The following is a 16,869-nucleotide window of genomic DNA, read 5'->3' as shown; positions in this document are numbered from 1 at the left end:
ATTCGCAGCCTGCGACGATATTGCGAACTCGTGATAGGATGAGCCTCCTCTGCACCAAACGGCCATACCATGCCCGACCGCGCCAGCCATTGGCAGACCGTCTACACCACCAAGGCCGAGACCGAGGTCAGCTGGTACCAGGACGACCCGGCGACGTCGCTGCGGATGATCCGCGAGGCCGGCGCGACGCCGACATCGCGGATCATCGATATCGGCGGCGGCGCCTCGCGGCTGGTCGATGCGCTGCTCGCGGCCGGCTACGGCGCGCTCACCGTGCTCGACATCTCCGACGCCGCCCTGGCGACGGCGCGCGGCCGGCTCGGCGCCGCGGCGGCCGGGGTGACGTGGATCGCGTCCGACGTCACCACCTGGACGCCGGACGCGCGCTACGACGTCTGGCACGATCGGGCCGCCTTCCATTTTCTCACCGCACCTGAAGACCGCGCCGCCTATGTCGATCGCCTGCGCGCGGCGGTGGTGCCCGGCGGGGCCGTCATCATCGGCACGTTCGCGCCCGATGGTCCGGAGAAGTGCAGCGGACTGCTGGTCGTCCGCTACGACGCCCACGGCCTGGCCGCAACGCTGGGTCCTGCCTTCACGCTCGAGGACAGTTGCACCGAGGCACATCGCACGCCGTGGGGCGCGACGCAGCAGTTCCAGTTCTGCCGCTTCCGCGCCGGTTAGAGCATGATCCGGAAAGTGGAAACCGGTTTTCCCTCGCGACAAACGCCGAAGGCGTTTGCGCGGAGATGATGCTCAAACAAGGAGATGAGATCATGATGCGATTCCGTGGAATCGCATCATGATCTGGTCAGCAGCACAGAGGCGGGCCATCCGACACGACGAGGACCTCGGTGTCGGCATCCTCGCTGTGCGCGGCATCGTCCGCGCCGCCGGCGGAGGTCTCACTCTCCGGCGGCACACGCCAGGGGATCGGCTTCGGCGGCATCCGCTCCAGGCGCTGCGCATCGGCGACGGCGCGGCGTGCCGTCTTCAGCGAGCGGCAGACCAGCACGGCCTGCTCGGCGGTGCCGACCTCGAAGCCCGCCCCAATCGCCTTGATGCGATACGATGCCATCTCCGCCTCTCCCAATCCGGCAGCAACCAGAACCCCGCGCGCCTTGTTCCTGGCGACTGTGGCAGGTCTAGTGTCGGCCAATGGCGGACGGCAAAACTGGTCAACGGACTCCTAATGCGCAGCGCGCGACGTCGGCGTTTCCGTTTCGGGGCGGGACAGAGCGCCTTCAGGCGCGGCTGACGGCGAAAGAAATCCACAGCCGCGCACAGCGCGAAGCGAATGACAAAGAGTGAGGGGATGGTCGGGCCGGGAGATGCGACGCGCTATTCACAGTTGCCACTCAATCGTCCCGGAATTCGTCTTCCTCGTTGATCAACTGACCAATCGACTTGGCTTGCTTGCGCGGCGGGATCGAGCTGGTGACGTCCGGCCCGCGCTGGCCGTAGCCGTAGCGCCGCTGCTGCGCGCGCGCCGCCACCGCCTCGCCGGATTGCGCGGCCGGCTGACAGATCAGGCGGCGGCTGGCGCGGCGCATCAGGTCCACATGGATGTGATCGTAGTGATAGACGTTGGAGCCCGGCGCCAGCACCGTGGTGAACTGCTGGCACGCGCCGCCCTGGACATCGCGCAGAAAGCCCTGCTCCTCCGGCAGGCCGATCCAGCCGTCCTTGACGGTGATGCGGCGACCGTCGGCGAGCATGAAGGCGGAGATGTCGAGCGCGTTGCCGAAGGCGTGCTCCGAGATGTGCGCACTCGGATTGCCGTTCATGCCGCGGCAGGAATAGGCCGAGATCTGCTTGATCTCGACGACCTTGGTGCCGAACCAGCGCTGCGCCGCCGGCTGCACCGATTCAGCGATCCAGCGGTCCAGCGCCGAGACGATCGGACAGGCGAGCGTCGCGGTCGGCTTCACCGCGACGGGGCCGACGGTGCCGACCGGATCGCGCGACGGTCCGAGCCGCGGCGGTGCTTCCTGCTGCGGATAGGCGGTGCGCCCGGCAGGCTGCCCGCGATAGGGCGCGGCGGGATAGGACGCGTCGGCCGGCTGGTCGACGTCGTCCTCGCCGGCCGGTGGCTCGAGTTGCAGCGGCGCGCCGGGCGGGGCGCCGTAGGACGGCGATGCCGGACCAGGATAGGCCGCGTTCGACGACGGATAGGCCGGCTGCGGCGCGGCCTGTGGCTGATAAGTTGCAGGCGGGGCATAGCGTTGCGGCGGCGGGTTGATCGGCCAGCGCGGCTGGCCGCCGATCGCGGCCGGCGGACGCAGGCTTTCGTCGGCGAAGCCATAGCTCGCGGTCGATTCGCCGAGCGCCGCCACCTTCAGCGGATAGTCGGCGCCGCACATGCCGGGGCCGGTGATCGGGTCGATGCGGACGATGTCCGCGCTCTCCTTCACCGCGCCCGATTTCAGGCAGGCGATCTCGGCCTCGGCCCGCCACGGCTCGCGCTCCTGGAAAAATCCACGGCCGCAACCCGCAAGCGAGACAAGGACGATGGAGCCGACGAGATACAAACGAACTCCGCGCGTCATATGCAGAGGTTTGCGGCAATTTGCTTAAGGACCTGTCAATGCCGTCCCTTTACGGCACGCAAACCATCGCGACGTGAAAGGCAGTCGTTTTACGGGGAAGCGACAGCCGCGCTGTCTTTTTTGCCGATGCCGATCTTGTATGTGTGGCGCGCGCTCTGCGGAGCGCAGGCGTCAAGAGCCAGCGCACGCCAGGTGCGCGAGAGATGCGAAAACGGGAGCCGTCCCATGAGCCTTGCCGATCGGCTGAGCATGGTGGTCACGTATGTCGTGTTTGCATTTGTCGGCGCGATCATCGTCGGGATGATCTGATCGCCGCGATCCGATCGATCAATTGACGGGCCGCGTGCGGCCCCGGCCCCATCGTCTCTTCGGCTCTCCGGCTGTGACCCTCGTCACAGATCGCGCGGTCGCCCGCGTCTAAGAGTTCCCTCAGGTTCACGACGCCGTCCGAGGGAGCTCATTCATGAAGACCGTGTATCTGGCCGCAGCAGCCGTTCTGATCGCGAGCAGCGCCGCGCAGGCCGGCAGCTCGATCGCGTTCAATTTCGACGGGCACAAGATCCGCGTCACCGTGCCGCGCAACTGCCAGTCACTGTCCTGCCTGCAGGTGTCCGGCATCGACCTCAGCGGGCTGAAATCCTCCAAGCTCGACGATGACGATGCGCCGGCGAGCGGCGCGCCTGCGACCGGCGCTCCGGCCGCAGCGGCGCCCGTGGCGGCTCCGCCGGTCGTCAACGCGCCGGCGCCTGCCGCCGCCGCGCCGGCCGCGGCTGCACCGGCCCCCGCAGCGCCCGCTGCCGTCGCGCCATCCACGACGGTGCAGATGCCGGTGCCGCCGGCACCGGTCGCCGAGACCGCGCCTGCTCCACAGCCGGCGCCAGCACCCGCGCCGGTCACGGTTGCCGCGGCGCCTGCCGCAGTTCAGCCGGCTCCGGCGCCGGCGCCGGCAGCCGATCCGAACTCGCCGCTCGGCCTGTGGGCCACCGAGGGCGGCAAGGGCAACGTCGTGATCGAGCCGTGCGGCGCCAACATCTGCGGCTTTGCCGAGAAGACGCGGGAGAAGATCCTGATCAACATGAAGCGCAAGGACAGCAAGTGGGTCGGCCGCATCCACGATCCGGACGGCGGCGGCAACTACGACTCCACCGTGGTGCTGAAGAATCCGAGCACGCTGCGGGTCCAGGGCTGCGCCTTCGGCGGCCTGTTCTGCGGCGGCCAGACCTGGAAGCGCGTGAGCTGACCGCCATCCCTCGACATCGGCGAACGCAAAGGCCCCGCCGGGATCAGCACCGGCGGGGTTTCCTGCGCGTGGCGCCCGCTACGCCACCTTGGCGGGGATCGCCGCGGGCATCGCGACGCGCAGCGGCAGCGACAGCCGCACCCGCAGGCCGCGCGGCGCGTTCGGCATCAGCGCGATGCCGCCGTCATGTTTCTTCATGATCTCCTGCGCGATCGACAGGCCGAGGCCGAAGCCGCCGGCGGAGCGCGCCTGGTCGAGCTTGACGAATGGCTCCAGCGCGCGCGCCTGCAGCGCCTGCGGAATGCCGGGACCGTCATCGGCGACCTCGATCGCGATCATGCCGTCGGCCAGGGTCGACAGGCTGACCACGACCTCGCTGCCGTGCTTGACGGCGTTCTCGACCACGTTGGTGACGGCGCGCGACAGCGCCCGGGCCCGGCCCTCGCAGACCAGCCGCGACGGTCCATCGAAGCTGACGGCGTGGCCGACATCGGCGAAGTCGCAGCAGATCGTCTCCAGGAGGCTCGACAGCTCGATCCGCGCCGGCTGCTCGGCCTTGGTGTCGTCGCGCAGATAGTCCAGCGTCTCGTCGAGCATGCGGCTGACCTGGTCGATGTCACGCAGCATCGCGCCGCGCATCTCGCCCTGGGCGATGCGCTCCGAGCGCAGCCGAAGCCGCGTCAGCGGCGTCCGCAGGTCGTGGCTGATCGCCGCCAGCATCCGCGTGCGGTCGTCGAGCAGCGCGCGGATGCGCGCCTGCATCTCGTTCAGCGCCTCGGCGACCTGGGCGATCTCCCGCGGGCCACGCCGGCTCAGCGGCTCCTGCGCACCCGGCGAGCGGCCGAACGCGGCGGCCGCGCGCGCCATCTCCGACAGCGGCCGGATGATCGCCCGCGCCGCGTAGATCGACAGCAGCACGCCCAGGATCAGGATGAGGAACAGGAACACCGCCGCCGGCTTCAGCACCATCGACCAGAATTCGAGCCGCGGCACGTCGTCGAACACCAGCGCACGCTCGCCGTCGACCTGGACGATGATCTGGGTCGGCGGCGCCGCGCCATAGCCGACGCCGTGGAGCAAGGTGACATCGCGCAGCACGCTGAGCTGGCGGCGCGCCAGCCGCGAGGTCCATGGCACGTCCCTGACCGGCTTGGCGAGCAGTGTCAGCGAGCTCAGCGGCACCAGCTCGACCTGGATGCCGGAGCTGCGCAGGCTCGACAGGCTGCTCTCGACGGCCACGGGGTCGTTCGCGGCGCGGACGAAGTGCACCGCCTCGGCGACGCGCGCGATGCCGTAGGCCGGGGATTCCTGCTCGTCGGGCGGATCGAGAAACAGCAGCGCGGCCGCGATCATCAGCACCATGCCGAACAGCACCGACAGCGACGCCAGGGTCACGATCTGCGTGGTGAGGCCGAGGCGCGGGCACGGCTTGCTATCAGGCGTCATCGATGGTCTCGACTCTTGGCGTGAAGACGTAGCCGCCGAGGCGCACGGTCTTGATCAGGGTCCAGCTCCTGGCGCCGGGCTCGATCTTCTGGCGGATGCGGCTGATGTGAACGTCGATGCTGCGCTCGACCGGCCCGGCCTGCCCGCCATGCGCCAGCTCGATCAGCTGCTCGCGCGACAGCACGCGGCCGGCGTTGCGGCAGAACGCCAGCAGGATGTCGAACTCCGCGCTGGTCAAGGTGATCTTGACGCGGTCGGGATCGAACAGCGTGCGCGTCGCCGGCTCGATGCGCCAGCCGTCGAACGTCATCGGCGCCTGCCGCGCCGCGATCACGGCGGGATGCAATTGCGAGCGGCGCAACAGCGCGCGGATTCGCGCCACCAGCTCGCGCGGATTGAACGGCTTGACGACGTAGTCGTCGGCGCCGAGCTCGAGGCCGAGGATGCGGTCGATGTCCTCGCCCTTCGCCGTCACCATGATGATCGGCACGGTCGATATCTGGCGCAGGCGGCGGCAGATGCTCATGCCGTCGTCGTCCGGCAGCATCACGTCGAGCATGATGAGGTCGACCTGCTCGCGCTGCAGGAGGTCGTTCATCGCGGCCGCGGACGACACGAAGCGCGGCGCGAAGCCGTGCTCCTGCAGGAGCTCGGTGAGCAGCGCCGCGATCTCGCGATCATCCTCGACGCAGAGGATCCGCGCGGCGGCCGGCATGTTTGCGTCTGCGGCCACGACGGTATTGTGTGACGACATCATGCGCGGAACATGGTCGATTTTGGCCAAAAAGAACAGCCCGAAGCGACGCGCGATCGTGGCGAAAGTAAGCTGTATTGTTAAGGCGGAAACATTTCTTCACGCGACTTAACCCTGCGCAATCGTTAACCTGCCTAGGCTCTGTGCATCAAACAAACATCAACGGGGAAGTCCTGCGGCGTGGCCGACCAGCCTGCGCGGCCTCCTGTCGAACCGCGATCGTATCAGCCGCCGTGAAGCCCGTCCTGCTCGCACTCTGCCTCGCCACGCCGCTGCTCGCCGGCTGCGCCGTCGGCCCCGACTACGTGACGCCGGAGTTCGGCGTGCCACAACGTTGGAGCAGCGACCGCAACCAGCCGGCGCAGACGCTGAAGCTCGCGCAGTGGTGGCGCAACCTCCACGATGGGCTGCTCGATCAGCTGATCAGCGAAGCGGTCGACGGCAATCTCGACGTCGCCGCCGCCAAGGCGCGCATCCGCGAGGCGCGGGCGACGCAGCGCCAGGCCGTCGGCGCGCTGTTCCCCACCGTGAGCGGCACCGGCACGGCGACGGAGACCCGCAGCGCCGGCAGCACCACGAATGGCATCGCGATCGCTCCGACCACCTATAGCCAGTACCAGGCCGGCTTCGATTCGAGCTGGGAGCTGGATCTGTTCGGCGCCAACCGCCGCGCCGTCGAGGCCGCCGGCTACGGCGTCGACGCCGCCGAGGACGATCTGCGCGCGACCCTGCTCACCTTGATCGGTGACGTCGCCTCCAACTACATCGATGCGCGCGCCTATCAGGCGCGTGCGGCGCTGGCCCGGCGCACCGCGGCCTCGCAGCGCGAGACCGCGGCGCTGACCGAGCGCAAGCAGAATGCCGGCTCGGCCTCGGCCGTCGACACCGCCAAGGCGAGCGCGCTGGCCGCCAGCACGGAAGCAACCATCCCGACCTATGAGAGCAGCTATCAGCAGGCTGTGCATCGGCTCGGCGTGCTGCTCGGCCGCGACCCGACGGCGCTGAACCTCCGCCTGTCGCTGGTGACTCCGATCCCGTCGCCGCGCCTGCCGCTGCCCAAGGGCATCCCGGCCGACGTGCTGGTCATGCGCCCCGATGTGCGCAAGGCGGAGCGGCAGCTCGCGCAGTTCACCGCCAAGATCGGACAGGCGACGGCTGCGCTGTACCCGGATGTCAGCCTGACCGGCACGGTCTCGACCACGGCGTTGAAGCTCGGCGATCTCGGCAAGAGCTCGACGATCGGCTGGTCGATCGGTCCAAGCCTGTCGGTGCCGATCTTCAACGGTGGCAAGCTGCAGGCCGCCGTCGAGGTCGCCGAGGCGCAGCGCGACGAATACCACGTCGCCTGGCGCGGCGCGGTGCTCAGCGCGCTCGAGGACGTCGAGAACGCCATCGTGAGCCTCGGCCAGGAGCGCATCCGCATCCGCAGCCTGAGCGAGTCGGCGCGGCGCTATGGCGAGGCCGCACGGCTGTCGCGCTCGCTCTACCAGACCGGCTCCAGCACGTTCCTCGACGTGCTCGATGCCGAGCGCTCGCAATTCACTGCCGAGGACAGCCTGCTCGCGAGTCGCGCCACTCTGGCGAAGAACTACGTGGCGCTGGCCAAGGCGCTCGGCGGCGGCTGGACCGGCGCAGTCGACAGCTCGGTTCCCGAAATCGTCGACGGCGGCACCGGCCCGCATCTCGCACAGGTCGGCGCGCCCAGGTAATTTCCGCAGCCCTTTCGAAGTCAAGGCGATGAACGCACCCCTGCCCCACATGCCCCGACCGTCCGCTACGGACGACGGCGTCCCGCCGGTGCTGAAGCCGAAGCGTCCGCGCCGCCGGGCTGTGCTGATCATCAGCCTGCTCGTCGCGCTCGCGCTGGCCCTCCTGTTCGTTACCCGGTTCACACGCAATCCGAACGCCAACCTGGTGACGGCGCCGGTCACCCTCGGCGACATCGAGCAGACCGTCCTCGCCACCGGCACGCTGAAGCCGGTCAAGCTGGTGGCGGTCGGCGCCCAGGCGTCGGGACGGCTGGTCGCACTCAACGTCAAGCTGGGACAGAAGGTCAAGGCCGGCGATCTGATCGCGGAAATCGACTCGCTGACGCAACAGAATACGCTGCGCACCAACGAGGCGAGTCTGCGCAACGTCCGGGCGCAACGCGACGAGAAAGTCGCCACCCTGGCGCTCGCCGAGGCGAACCTGGCGCGGCAGCAGGTCACGCTGGCGCAGAAGGCCTCGTCGCGCGCCGACTACGACAGCGCCGAGGCGACCGCGAAGCAGACCCAGGCCCAGATCGCGCAGTTGGACGCACAGATCGTCGAGGCCGAGGTCGCGATCGAAACCGCGCGCGTCAATCTCGGCTACACCAAGATCACGGCCCCGATCGACGGCACCGTGCTGTCGATCGTCACCCAGCAGGGCCAGACCGTCAATGCGGTGCAGTCGGCGCCGACCATCGTCGTGCTCGGCCAGGTCGAGACCATGACGGTGCGCGTCGAAATCTCGGAGGCCGACGTCGTCCGGGTCCGGCCGGGACAGAACATCTACTTCACCATCCTCGGCGATCCCGACCGCCGCTACGAGGCCACGCTCGGCACGATCGAGCCGGCGCCGGAATCGATCAAGAGCGATTCGAGCTTCTCCTCGAGCTCGACCACGACATCGAGCAGCAGCAGCACGTCGTCATCATCCACATCGTCGGCGATCTACTACAACGGCGTGTTCGACGTCGCCAATCCCGAGGGGCGGCTGATGACCTACATGACGGCCGAGGTCCACATCCTGCTCGGCGAAGCGCGCAACGTGCTGACGATCGCCTCGTCGGCCCTGGGCAATGCCAATCCGGACGGCAGCTACAACGTCCGCGTGCTCAATGGCGCAGGCGCGCTGGAGAAACGCGCGGTGCGGATCGGCCTCAACAACAAGATCAGGGCCGAGGTGCAGTCCGGCCTGCGCGAGGGCGAGCGGGTCGTGATCTCGGCGCCCGAGCAGGGCACGAAGCAAACCGTGATGCCGCCGCCGCCCGGAGGCGCATGATGACCGAGGTCCTGATCGACCTGCAGAATGTCGGACGGTGCTACGCGTCCGGCGAAGGCACGGTCCACGCTTTGCGCGGCGTCGACCTCCGGATCGCGCGCGGCGAGATGGTGGCGATCATCGGCCAGTCGGGCTCCGGCAAGTCGACGCTAATGAACATCCTCGGCTGTCTGGACCGTCCGACGTCCGGCAGCTACCGGATCGCCGGACGTGAAATGAGCTCGCTCGATCCGGATGAGCTGGCGGCGCTGCGGCGCGAGCATTTCGGCTTCATCTTCCAGCGCTATCATCTGCTCGGCGAGCTCACTGCCACCGAGAATGCCGAGGTGCCCGCCGTCTATGCGGGGCTTGGCCCGTCGGCCCGGCGCCGCAAGGCCGAGGCGCTGCTGCAGCGGCTCGGCATGGGCAGCCGCACCGATCACAGGCCGGGACAACTCTCCGGCGGGCAGCAGCAGCGCGTCTCGATTGCCCGCGCGCTGGTCAACGATCCCGACGTGATCCTCGCCGACGAGCCGACCGGTGCGCTCGACCGCGCCAGCGGCGAGGAGGTGCTGCGCATCCTCGACGAGATCAGCGCCTCCGGCCGCACGGTCATCATCGTCACGCATGATGCCGGCGTCGCGCAGCGCGCGCGCCGCATCATCGAGCTGCAGGACGGCCGCGTCATCTCGGACAAGCCCAATCCACTTTCGCCCGGGCCGGCGGCTGCCGCCGCGGCCGAGGACGCCGGATCGCCGGCGCCGTCATGGTGGCGCAGTCATCTCGACCGCTTCCGCGAGGCGGCACGGATGGCGCTGCTCGCCATGAATGCGCACCGGCTGCGCGCCTTCCTCACCATGCTCGGCATCATCATCGGCGTCGCCTCCGTCGTCATGGTGCTGGCGCTCGGCCGCGGCTCGCAGGCGCGGGTGCTGGAGAACATCAACCGGCTCGGCACCAACACGCTGGAATTCTTTCCCGGCAAGGATTTCGGCGACACCCGTTCCAGCAAGATCAGGACACTGGTGCTCGCGGATGCCAAGGTCATGGCTCAGCAGCCCTATGTGGATGCGATCTCGCCGACGGTCTCGACCACCAGCACCTTGCGGTTCGGCGCCGTCGAGGTCAGCGCCCAGATCTCGGGCGTCGGCGAGCAGTATTTCCGCGTCAAGAACACCGAGCTCGCGGAAGGCAGCTATCTCGATGCCGACACCGTGCGATCCTACGCCCAGGACGCCGTGATCGACGACAATGCGCGCAAGGCGCTGTTTCCGGATTCCGACGTCAGTCCGCTCGGCAGCGTCATCCTGATCGGCAAGGTGCCCTGCCGAATCGTCGGCGTCACCAAGCAGCAGCAGGCCGGGTTCGGCTCCAGCTCCACGCCGATCGTCTATCTGCCCTACACCACGGTGCAGGCGCGCTTCCTCGGCAACCAGGTGCTGCGCAGCATCAGCGTCCGCGTCGACGAGGCGACGCCGATGGCGGCGGCCGAGCGCGCCGCGACGGCGCTGCTGACGGCACGGCACAACGCCAAGGACTTCTTCGTGCTCAACACCGACGACATCCGCAAGACCGTCGAGAGCACGACGCAGGTCCTGACCCTGCTGGTGGCGGCCATCGCCGTGATCTCGCTCTTGGTCGGCGGCATCGGCGTCATGAACATCATGCTGGTGTCGGTGTCCGAGCGCGTCGGCGAGATCGGCGTGCGCATGGCGGTCGGCGCGCGGCGCAGCGACATCCTGATGCAGTTCCTGATCGAGGCCGTGCTGGTCTGCCTGCTTGGCGGTGCGCTGGGCCTGGCGCTCGCGGTCGGCTTCGGCACGGTCTTCAACGCGCTCGACGTCGGCTTCCAGCTGATCTATTCGCCGCTGGCCATGGTCGGCGCCGCGGTCACGTCGATGGCGATCGGCATCGGCTTCGGCTACATGCCCGCCCGCGGCGCCTCGCGGCTCGATCCGGCAGCGGCGCTGGCGAGGGAGTAGGTTGAGGCGTGCAAGAGCGAACGGCAGAGTAAGTGCTCGCCACGACGGTAGTGCGCTCCCTCTCCCCGTTCTTCACGGGGAGAGGGAGCCTGCCACGCTCTGCCGAACTAGCTGCTTTCCATCGCTACGAACGACAGCAGACCATCCTACTTCACCGGGCGCTTCTCCAGCTTGCGCGCCAGAGTCCGGCGATGCATGCCGAGCCTTCTTGCGGCTTCGGAGATGTTGAAGTCTGTCTCGATCAGGGTCTGGTGGATACGCTCCCACTCCAGCGTCTTGATCGAGGTGGAACGCTCGGCCAGCGCCACTTGCGCATTGCCCTGCGCCTTGCGGAACGCTTCCTCGATATCGTCGGTGTTCGACGGCTTGGCGAGATAATGGCAGGCGCCGAGCTTGATCGCCTCCACCGCAGTGGCGATGCTGGCAAAGCCCGTGAGCACCACGATCAGCATCTCCGGATCATGCGCGTGCAGCTTCTCGACGCAGACGAGGCCTGAGGCGCCGCCGAGCTTGAGATCGACGACGGCATAGCCGAACGTCTTCTCCTTGACGGCCTGGTCGACGTCCTCGAGCGACGCCGCGATCACGGCATCGTAGCCGCGCCGCTCGAACGAGCGCTTCAGGGTGCGTGCAAAACCGTCATCGTCCTCGACGATCAGGAGAGACATGTCATTCGCCATCGCGCTCTCCAATCACAAGCGTCGACAACGGCAGCGACAGCCGTACGGTCGCCCCACGTCCCCGGTGGTTCCAGGCCGAAACGCTGCCGCCCAGCTTGCGGATCACGTTGACCACCAGGAACAGGCCCAGACCGCGCCCCGGGCGGCCCTTGCTCGACTGATAGGGACGTCCGAGCTGGCCCAGCATCGCCGGATCAAAACCCGGCCCGCGATCGCTGACGCTGAGCAGCAGCTGATCGCCGTCCCGTTCGGCGACGAACTCCACCCACTCGCGCGAGACCTCGAACGCGTTGTCGAGCACGTTGACGATCGCCTGCTTCAGCGCGACGTCGGAGACGATCGCCGGATCCGAGCCGAACTCGTTGCGGAACGTCAGATTGCGCGCCGAGCGCGCCGCGCTCCATTCGGCGACCAGCGTCGTCAGGAACGCCTTCAACGTCGTGGGCGCCGAGCCTTCGCCCCGCGCCTGGCCGGCCGAGACCAGGATGTCAGTCACGATCGACTTGCAGCGCTGCACCGCCGCTTCCATTTCGGTGAAATCCTCCGCGAGCGTCGGATCGGCAGAGATCGCGGTCATGCGCCGCCAATCGTTCAGGATCACCGAGATCGACGCCAGCGGGGTCCCGAGCTCATGCGCGGCACCTGAGGCGAGCAGGCCCATGCGGATGATGTGATCCTGCTCGACGGCGTGCTGGCGCAGATCGGCGAGCTTGGCGTCGCGCTCGCGCAGGTTCCGGTTGATCCGGGTGACGAACACGACGAGCAGCACGGCGTCGAGCACGAAGCCGACGAACATGCCGGTGATGTGCAGGGTGAAGGCATCGCTGACGTGATGCTGCGGCAGTTGCAGCGGGCGGTACTCGATGGTGAGCCAGATGAAGCTGAGCACCGTCAGTGCGACCAGCGACCAGGACGAGCGCGCATCGAGCAGCACGGCCCCCAGCGTGACCTGCAGCAGATAGAGGCACGTGAACGGATTCGACGCGCCGCCGGTGAGATAGAGCTCCGATGTCAACGCCACCACGTCCAGCATCAGGGCGATCAGCAAATGGCGATTGCCGACGTCGTCGCGCCTGCGCAGCCAGATGTGGCTGGCGACGTTGAGCGCCACCAGCGCGCAGATGATCGCCACCATCGGCAGCACCGGCAGCGCGATGCCGAACCAGGTGGTCACGAAGCCGATGGTGACGATCTGGCCGACCACGGCGATCCAGCGCAGCTGGATCAGCAGCACCATGTTCTTGCGGTTGGTCGCGTCCCTGGTCGGCAGCGGCGCGTTGATCTCGGGTGTGGCGATCGCGGCCACGGCTCCGAACGGCAGGTTGGGCGCCTCGCTTCTCATGAGGCCACGTCCGGTCTCCGCCGCCAGAACGGGAAGCTTCGATCCCTCAACACGTCACCCCGCATCCACCCATGTCCTGCCGCCGCTGATCCCATTCCACATCCTGCGCCGCCGGCGCTTCGGGTCACGCTGCGCGCGGCGGAGCCGCTGCAGCCCGGCGCCGGCCAGCATGAGAGCCAATGTAAACCAGGTGAGCGCGTAAACCAGATGGTTGTTCGGAAACGAGATCACGGTGAGTCCGCCGATCGGAAGCCCGCCGGGATTCGGGGTCGCATCGGCATCGACGAAGAATGGCGCGACGTCGGACAGACCGCGCGCCGCCGCGATCGCCCCGACGTCACGTGAATACCAGCGATTCCCCGCGGGATCGTTGTGGCGCAGGAAGCCGCCGCCCGGCTCGGAGAGCCGCAGCAATCCCGTCACGCTGACCGTGCCATCCGGGTTCCCGGCGCTGCGGCTTGCGCGGGCGCGGCGATCCGCGGGCACGAAGCCACGATTGACGAGCACGGTGCCGCCGGCGGTCCGCAGCGGCGTCACCACCCAATAGCCGGAGCCCTCGACCGTCAGCGCCTGCACCAGCGTCTCGCGATCGTTGAGAAAGCGGCCGCTCAGTGTCACCCGCCTGTACTCGTCATCGCTGCGATTGATCGCCGGCCAATCCGCCGGGCCCGGCGCCGGCACAGGTTCGGCATGAACGCGGCGCTCGACGCGATCGATCAGGTCGAGTTTCCAGGCCCGCCGCTCGATCTGCCAGACGCCCAGCGCCAGCAGAATCGCGACGCACGCAACCCACGCCGCGCCGATCGCGAGCCGCAGCGCGCCGGATCGCCCGCGGCCGGCCTCATCGCGTTCCCCTGCCCCGTCGGCAGGAGCCGACATCACGGCGTCTGGCCCATCTCGTGCACCGGCATCATGTTGGTGGTCAGGTGATGCATGACCCAGAGCGAGCCCGAGAGCGCGATCACCACCATGATGATGGTGAAGATCAGCGCCATCATGGTCCAGCCGCCCTCGGCCTTGGTGTTCATGTGCAGGAAGAAGATCATGTGAACGACCACCTGCACGGCCGCGAACGCCATGATGATCAGCGCGGTTGCCTGCTTGTCGAGCGAGCCATTCATCACCACCAGAAACGGAATCGCAGTGAGGACGACGGAGGCGCCGAAGCCGATCAGCTGGCCGGAGCGCGTGCCGGCATGGTCGTCGGCCGAGCCGTGCGCGTGTGCATCAGAGCTCATCGCAGCATTCCCATCAGATAGACGAAGGTGAAGACACCGATCCAGATCACGTCGAGGAAGTGCCAGAACATGCTGAGGCAGACCAGCCGGCGGCGGTTGGCCTCGATCAGGCCGTGGGTCCTGACCTGCACCATCAGCGTGGCCAGCCAGACCAGACCGAACGTCACATGCAGGCCGTGGGTTCCAACGAGCGTGAAGAACGACGACAGAAAGGCGCTGCGTTGCGGCGTCGCGCCCTCATGGATCATGTGCGCGAACTCGGTCAGCTCGATGCCGAGAAAGGCGAGGCCGAACAGCCCGGTCACCACGAGCCAGGCCTGCATCGCGCCAACGCGGTTCTGCTGCATCGACAGCATCGCGAAGCCATAGGTGAGCGAGGACAGCAGCAGGAACGAGGTGTTGACCGCGACCAGCGACAGGTCGAACAGGTCCTTCGGCGCCGGACCAGCGGCATATTTGGCGCCGAGCACGCCATAGACGGCGAACAGGATCGCGAAGATGAGACAGTCGCTCATCAGATAGATCCAGAAGCCGAGCATCGTGCTGCTGCCTTCGGCGTGCTCGTGCTCGTCGACGACGTAGAAGACCGGTTCCCCCGCCTTCATCGTGCCCATCGCGACCGTCATGACTTGGCTCCTGCCGCGAGCAGCTCGGTGCGCGCACGCTCGGCGCTGACGACCTCATCGGCCGGGATGTGGAAGCTGCGGTGATAGTTGAAGGTGTGGCCGATCGCGACCGCGAGCAGCGCGACGAAGCTGCCCGCCGCCATCCACCACATGTACCAGATCAGGCCAAACGCCATGGTGGTGCTGAGCGCTGCCAGGATCACGCCGGTGCCGGTGTTGCTCGGCATGTGGATCGCCTTGAAGCCGGCGAGCGGACGGGTGTAGCCACGGCGCTTCATGTCCCACCATGCGTCGTTGTCGTGGACGACAGGCGTGAAGGCGAAGTTGTAGGCCGGCGGCGGCGACGACGTCGCCCATTCCAGCGTACGTGCATTCCAGGGATCGCCGGAGACGTCGGCGAGCTGCTCGCGGCGCAGGATGCTGACCGCGATCTGGATCAGGAAGCTCGCGATGCCCAGCAGGATCAGGAACGCGCCGATGCCGGCGATCACGAACCAGATCTGCAGGCTCGGATCGTCGAAGGTGCGCAGGCGACGTGTCACGCCCATCAGGCCGAGCACATAGAGCGGCATGAAGGCAAAGTAGAAGCCCACCGTCCAGAACCAGAACGACAGCTTGCCCCAGAACGGATCGAGCCTGAAGCCGAACGCCTTCGGGAACCAATAGGCGATGCCGGCGAACAGGCCGAACAGCACGCCGCCGATGATCACGTTGTGGAAATGCGCGACCAGGAACAGGCTGTTGTGCAGCACGAAGTCGGCCGGCGGCACCGCCAGCAGCACGCCGGTCATGCCGCCGATCACGAAGGTCAGCATGAACGCGACCGTCCACATCATCGGCAGCTCGAAGCGGATGCGGCCGCGATACATCGTGAACAGCCAGTTGAACATCTTCGCGCCCGTCGGGATCGAGATGATCATCGTGGTGATGCCAAAGAAGGAGTTGACGCTGGCCCCCGACCCCATGGTGAAGAAGTGGTGCAGCCAGACCAGATAGGACAGGATGGTGATGACTACGGTGGCGTAGACCATCGAGGTGTAGCCGAACAGCCGCTTGCCCGAGAAGGTCGAGGTCACCTCGGAGAAGATGCCGAACGCCGGCAGGATGAGGATGTAGACCTCGGGATGGCCCCAGATCCAGATGAGGTTGACATACATCATCGGATCGCCGCCGAAATCATTGGTGAAGAAGTTGGTGCCGACGTAGCGGTCGAGCGACAGCAGCGCCAGCACCGCTGTCAGCACCGGGAAGGAGGCGACGATCAGGACGTTGGTGCACAGTGACGTCCAGGTGAAGACCGGCATCTTCATCATGGTCATGCCGGGGGCGCGCATCTTGACGATGGTGCAGATCAGGTTGACGCCGGATAACAACGTTCCCACGCCGGCAACCTGCAGCGCCCAGATGTAATAGTCGACGCCGACATCCGGACTGTAGGACAGGTTCGACAGCGGCGGATAGGCCAGCCAGCCGGTGCGCGCGAACTCGCCGACGAACAGCGAGCACATCACCAGCACGGCGCCGGACGTGGTCATCCAGAAGCTGAAATTGTTGAGGAACGGGAACGAGACGTCGCGGGCGCCGATCTGCAGCGGCACGACATAGTTCATCAGGCCGGTGACCAGCGGCATCGCCACGAAGAAGATCATGATCACGCCATGGGCCGTGAACACCTGATCATAGTGGTGCGAGTTCAGGTAGCCTTCGGAGCCATTGAAGGCGATCGCCTGCTGCAGGCGCATCATCAGCGCATCGGCGAAGCCGCGCAGCAGCATGACGATTCCGAGCACCATGTACATGATGCCGATGCGCTTGTGGTCGACGGTGGTGAACCACTCCTTCCAGAGATAGCCCCACAGCCGGAAATAGGTGATCGCGCCAAACAGCGCGAGGCCGCCGAGCGCGACCATGGCGAAGGTGCCGACGATGATCGGCTCGTGCAGCGGCAGCGACTCCAGCGTCAGCCGGCCGAAGATGATCTTTGTGAGCTCTGCTGTATCGAACAT

At 67.3% G+C, this 16,869-nt stretch carries 15 protein-coding genes; 5 read left to right on the top strand and 10 right to left on the bottom strand.

Annotation, left to right across the window (positions count from 1 at the left end; genetic code table 11):
* The first annotated feature begins 69 nt into the window (after window positions 1-69).
* Window positions 70-684 (top strand): class I SAM-dependent methyltransferase, encoded by a 615-nt coding sequence (locus ACQR10_RS22825; protein ID WP_434912075.1) that lies wholly within the window; start codon window positions 70-72, stop codon window positions 682-684.
* A 127-nt stretch (window positions 685-811) separates the two neighbouring features.
* Here ACQR10_RS22825 and ACQR10_RS22820 read toward each other — a convergent pair whose 3' ends face one another.
* Both ACQR10_RS22820 and ACQR10_RS22815 read right to left on the bottom strand, forming a co-directional pair.
* On the bottom strand, window positions 812-1,078 hold the full coding sequence (locus ACQR10_RS22820; RefSeq protein WP_316217740.1) for a hypothetical protein: 267 nt from the start codon (window positions 1,076-1,078) through the stop codon (window positions 812-814).
* Between the two features lie 280 nt (window positions 1,079-1,358).
* Window positions 1,359-2,549: an extensin family protein gene (locus ACQR10_RS22815; RefSeq protein WP_316217741.1), complete on the bottom strand. Its 1,191-nt coding sequence runs from the start codon at window positions 2,547-2,549 to the stop codon at window positions 1,359-1,361.
* A 463-nt stretch (window positions 2,550-3,012) separates the two neighbouring features.
* Between ACQR10_RS22815 and ACQR10_RS22810 the strand changes: the two genes are divergently transcribed.
* Window positions 3,013-3,789 (top strand): DUF2147 domain-containing protein, encoded by a 777-nt coding sequence (locus ACQR10_RS22810; protein ID WP_434912074.1) that lies wholly within the window; start codon window positions 3,013-3,015, stop codon window positions 3,787-3,789.
* 78 nt (window positions 3,790-3,867) lie between these two features.
* Here the strand turns inward: ACQR10_RS22810 and ACQR10_RS22805 are convergent, their stop codons facing one another.
* Window positions 3,868-5,235: an ATP-binding protein gene (locus tag ACQR10_RS22805; RefSeq protein WP_316217742.1), complete on the bottom strand. Its 1,368-nt coding sequence runs from the start codon at window positions 5,233-5,235 to the stop codon at window positions 3,868-3,870.
* The gene (locus tag ACQR10_RS22800; RefSeq protein WP_315802094.1) at window positions 5,225-5,992 is read right to left on the bottom strand and encodes a response regulator; all 768 of its coding nucleotides are present in this window, start codon (window positions 5,990-5,992) and stop codon (window positions 5,225-5,227) included. Before ACQR10_RS22800 ends, ACQR10_RS22805 begins: the two co-directional genes overlap by 11 nt.
* A gap of 230 nt (window positions 5,993-6,222) precedes the next feature.
* On the opposite strand from ACQR10_RS22800, the gene ACQR10_RS22795 reads away from it, so the two are divergent.
* The 3 genes from ACQR10_RS22795 to ACQR10_RS22785 are packed head-to-tail and all read left to right on the top strand — an operon-like array spanning window position 6,223 to window position 10,977.
* A complete protein-coding gene (locus ACQR10_RS22795) occupies window positions 6,223-7,698 on the top strand; it encodes an efflux transporter outer membrane subunit (protein ID WP_316217743.1) in 1,476 nt (491 codons plus the stop codon).
* Window positions 7,699-7,726: 28 nt separating this feature from the next.
* Window positions 7,727-9,016, top strand: a complete 1,290-nt coding sequence (locus ACQR10_RS22790) for an efflux RND transporter periplasmic adaptor subunit (protein ID WP_316217744.1) — start codon at window positions 7,727-7,729, stop codon at window positions 9,014-9,016.
* Window positions 9,016-10,977, top strand: a complete 1,962-nt coding sequence (locus ACQR10_RS22785) for a MacB family efflux pump subunit (protein ID WP_316217745.1) — start codon at window positions 9,016-9,018, stop codon at window positions 10,975-10,977. The genes ACQR10_RS22790 and ACQR10_RS22785 overlap by 1 nt, the downstream gene beginning before the upstream one ends.
* A 146-nt stretch (window positions 10,978-11,123) precedes the next feature.
* Here ACQR10_RS22785 and ACQR10_RS22780 read toward each other — a convergent pair whose 3' ends face one another.
* The 6 genes from ACQR10_RS22780 to cyoB are packed head-to-tail and all read right to left on the bottom strand — an operon-like array spanning window position 11,124 to window position 16,869.
* Window positions 11,124-11,657, bottom strand: a complete 534-nt coding sequence (locus ACQR10_RS22780) for a response regulator transcription factor (RefSeq protein ID WP_316217746.1) — start codon at window positions 11,655-11,657, stop codon at window positions 11,124-11,126.
* On the bottom strand, window positions 11,647-12,999 hold the full coding sequence (locus ACQR10_RS22775) for an ATP-binding protein (RefSeq protein WP_316181677.1): 1,353 nt from the start codon (window positions 12,997-12,999) through the stop codon (window positions 11,647-11,649). Before ACQR10_RS22775 ends, ACQR10_RS22780 begins: the two co-directional genes overlap by 11 nt.
* 54 nt (window positions 13,000-13,053) lie before the next feature.
* Window positions 13,054-13,878: an SURF1 family protein gene (locus tag ACQR10_RS22770; RefSeq protein ID WP_316217747.1), complete on the bottom strand. Its 825-nt coding sequence runs from the start codon at window positions 13,876-13,878 to the stop codon at window positions 13,054-13,056.
* Window positions 13,878-14,237, bottom strand: a complete 360-nt coding sequence (gene cyoD / locus ACQR10_RS22765) for a cytochrome o ubiquinol oxidase subunit IV (protein ID WP_316217748.1) — start codon at window positions 14,235-14,237, stop codon at window positions 13,878-13,880. Before cyoD ends, ACQR10_RS22770 begins: the two co-directional genes overlap by 1 nt.
* Entirely contained in the window at window positions 14,234-14,863 is a 630-nt protein-coding gene (gene cyoC / locus ACQR10_RS22760; protein WP_316181674.1) for a cytochrome o ubiquinol oxidase subunit III, read from the bottom strand. Before cyoC ends, cyoD begins: the two co-directional genes overlap by 4 nt.
* Window positions 14,860-16,869, bottom strand: a complete 2,010-nt coding sequence (gene cyoB, locus ACQR10_RS22755) for a cytochrome o ubiquinol oxidase subunit I (RefSeq protein WP_316217749.1) — start codon at window positions 16,867-16,869, stop codon at window positions 14,860-14,862. The genes cyoC and cyoB overlap by 4 nt, the downstream gene beginning before the upstream one ends.

The organism is Bradyrhizobium sp. HKCCYLRH2060, from assembly GCF_051168135.1.
Taxonomy (GTDB): Bacteria; Pseudomonadota; Alphaproteobacteria; order Rhizobiales; family Xanthobacteraceae; genus Bradyrhizobium.
The sequence above is the reverse complement of the archived record's forward strand: the minus strand, read 5'-3'. Positions and strand labels throughout refer to the sequence as shown.

What these genes read in the sequence shown, in the direction of transcription:
- ACQR10_RS22790 (WP_316217744.1), top strand. Translation starts at nt 7,727, where the DNA reads ATGAACGCACCCCTGCCCCACATGCCCCGACCGTCCGCTACGGACGAC.
- ACQR10_RS22785 (WP_316217745.1), top strand. Translation starts at nt 9,016, where the DNA reads ATGACCGAGGTCCTGATCGACCTGCAGAATGTCGGACGGTGCTACGCG.
- ACQR10_RS22820 (WP_316217740.1), bottom strand. Translation starts at nt 1,078, where the DNA reads ATGGCATCGTATCGCATCAAGGCGATTGGGGCGGGCTTCGAGGTCGGC.
- cyoC (WP_316181674.1), bottom strand. Translation starts at nt 14,863, where the DNA reads ATGACGGTCGCGATGGGCACGATGAAGGCGGGGGAACCGGTCTTCTAC.
- ACQR10_RS22780 (WP_316217746.1), bottom strand. Translation starts at nt 11,657, where the DNA reads ATGGCGAATGACATGTCTCTCCTGATCGTCGAGGACGATGACGGTTTT.
- ACQR10_RS22815 (WP_316217741.1), bottom strand. Translation starts at nt 2,549, where the DNA reads ATGACGCGCGGAGTTCGTTTGTATCTCGTCGGCTCCATCGTCCTTGTC.
- ACQR10_RS22775 (WP_316181677.1), bottom strand. Translation starts at nt 12,999, where the DNA reads ATGAGAAGCGAGGCGCCCAACCTGCCGTTCGGAGCCGTGGCCGCGATC.
- ACQR10_RS22800 (WP_315802094.1), bottom strand. Translation starts at nt 5,992, where the DNA reads ATGATGTCGTCACACAATACCGTCGTGGCCGCAGACGCAAACATGCCG.
- ACQR10_RS22810 (WP_434912074.1), top strand. Translation starts at nt 3,013, where the DNA reads ATGAAGACCGTGTATCTGGCCGCAGCAGCCGTTCTGATCGCGAGCAGC.
- cyoB (WP_316217749.1), bottom strand. Translation starts at nt 16,869, where the DNA reads ATGTTCGATACAGCAGAGCTCACAAAGATCATCTTCGGCCGGCTGACG.
- ACQR10_RS22770 (WP_316217747.1), bottom strand. Translation starts at nt 13,878, where the DNA reads ATGTCGGCTCCTGCCGACGGGGCAGGGGAACGCGATGAGGCCGGCCGC.
- ACQR10_RS22805 (WP_316217742.1), bottom strand. Translation starts at nt 5,235, where the DNA reads ATGACGCCTGATAGCAAGCCGTGCCCGCGCCTCGGCCTCACCACGCAG.
- cyoD (WP_316217748.1), bottom strand. Translation starts at nt 14,237, where the DNA reads ATGAGCTCTGATGCACACGCGCACGGCTCGGCCGACGACCATGCCGGC.
- ACQR10_RS22825 (WP_434912075.1), top strand. Translation starts at nt 70, where the DNA reads ATGCCCGACCGCGCCAGCCATTGGCAGACCGTCTACACCACCAAGGCC.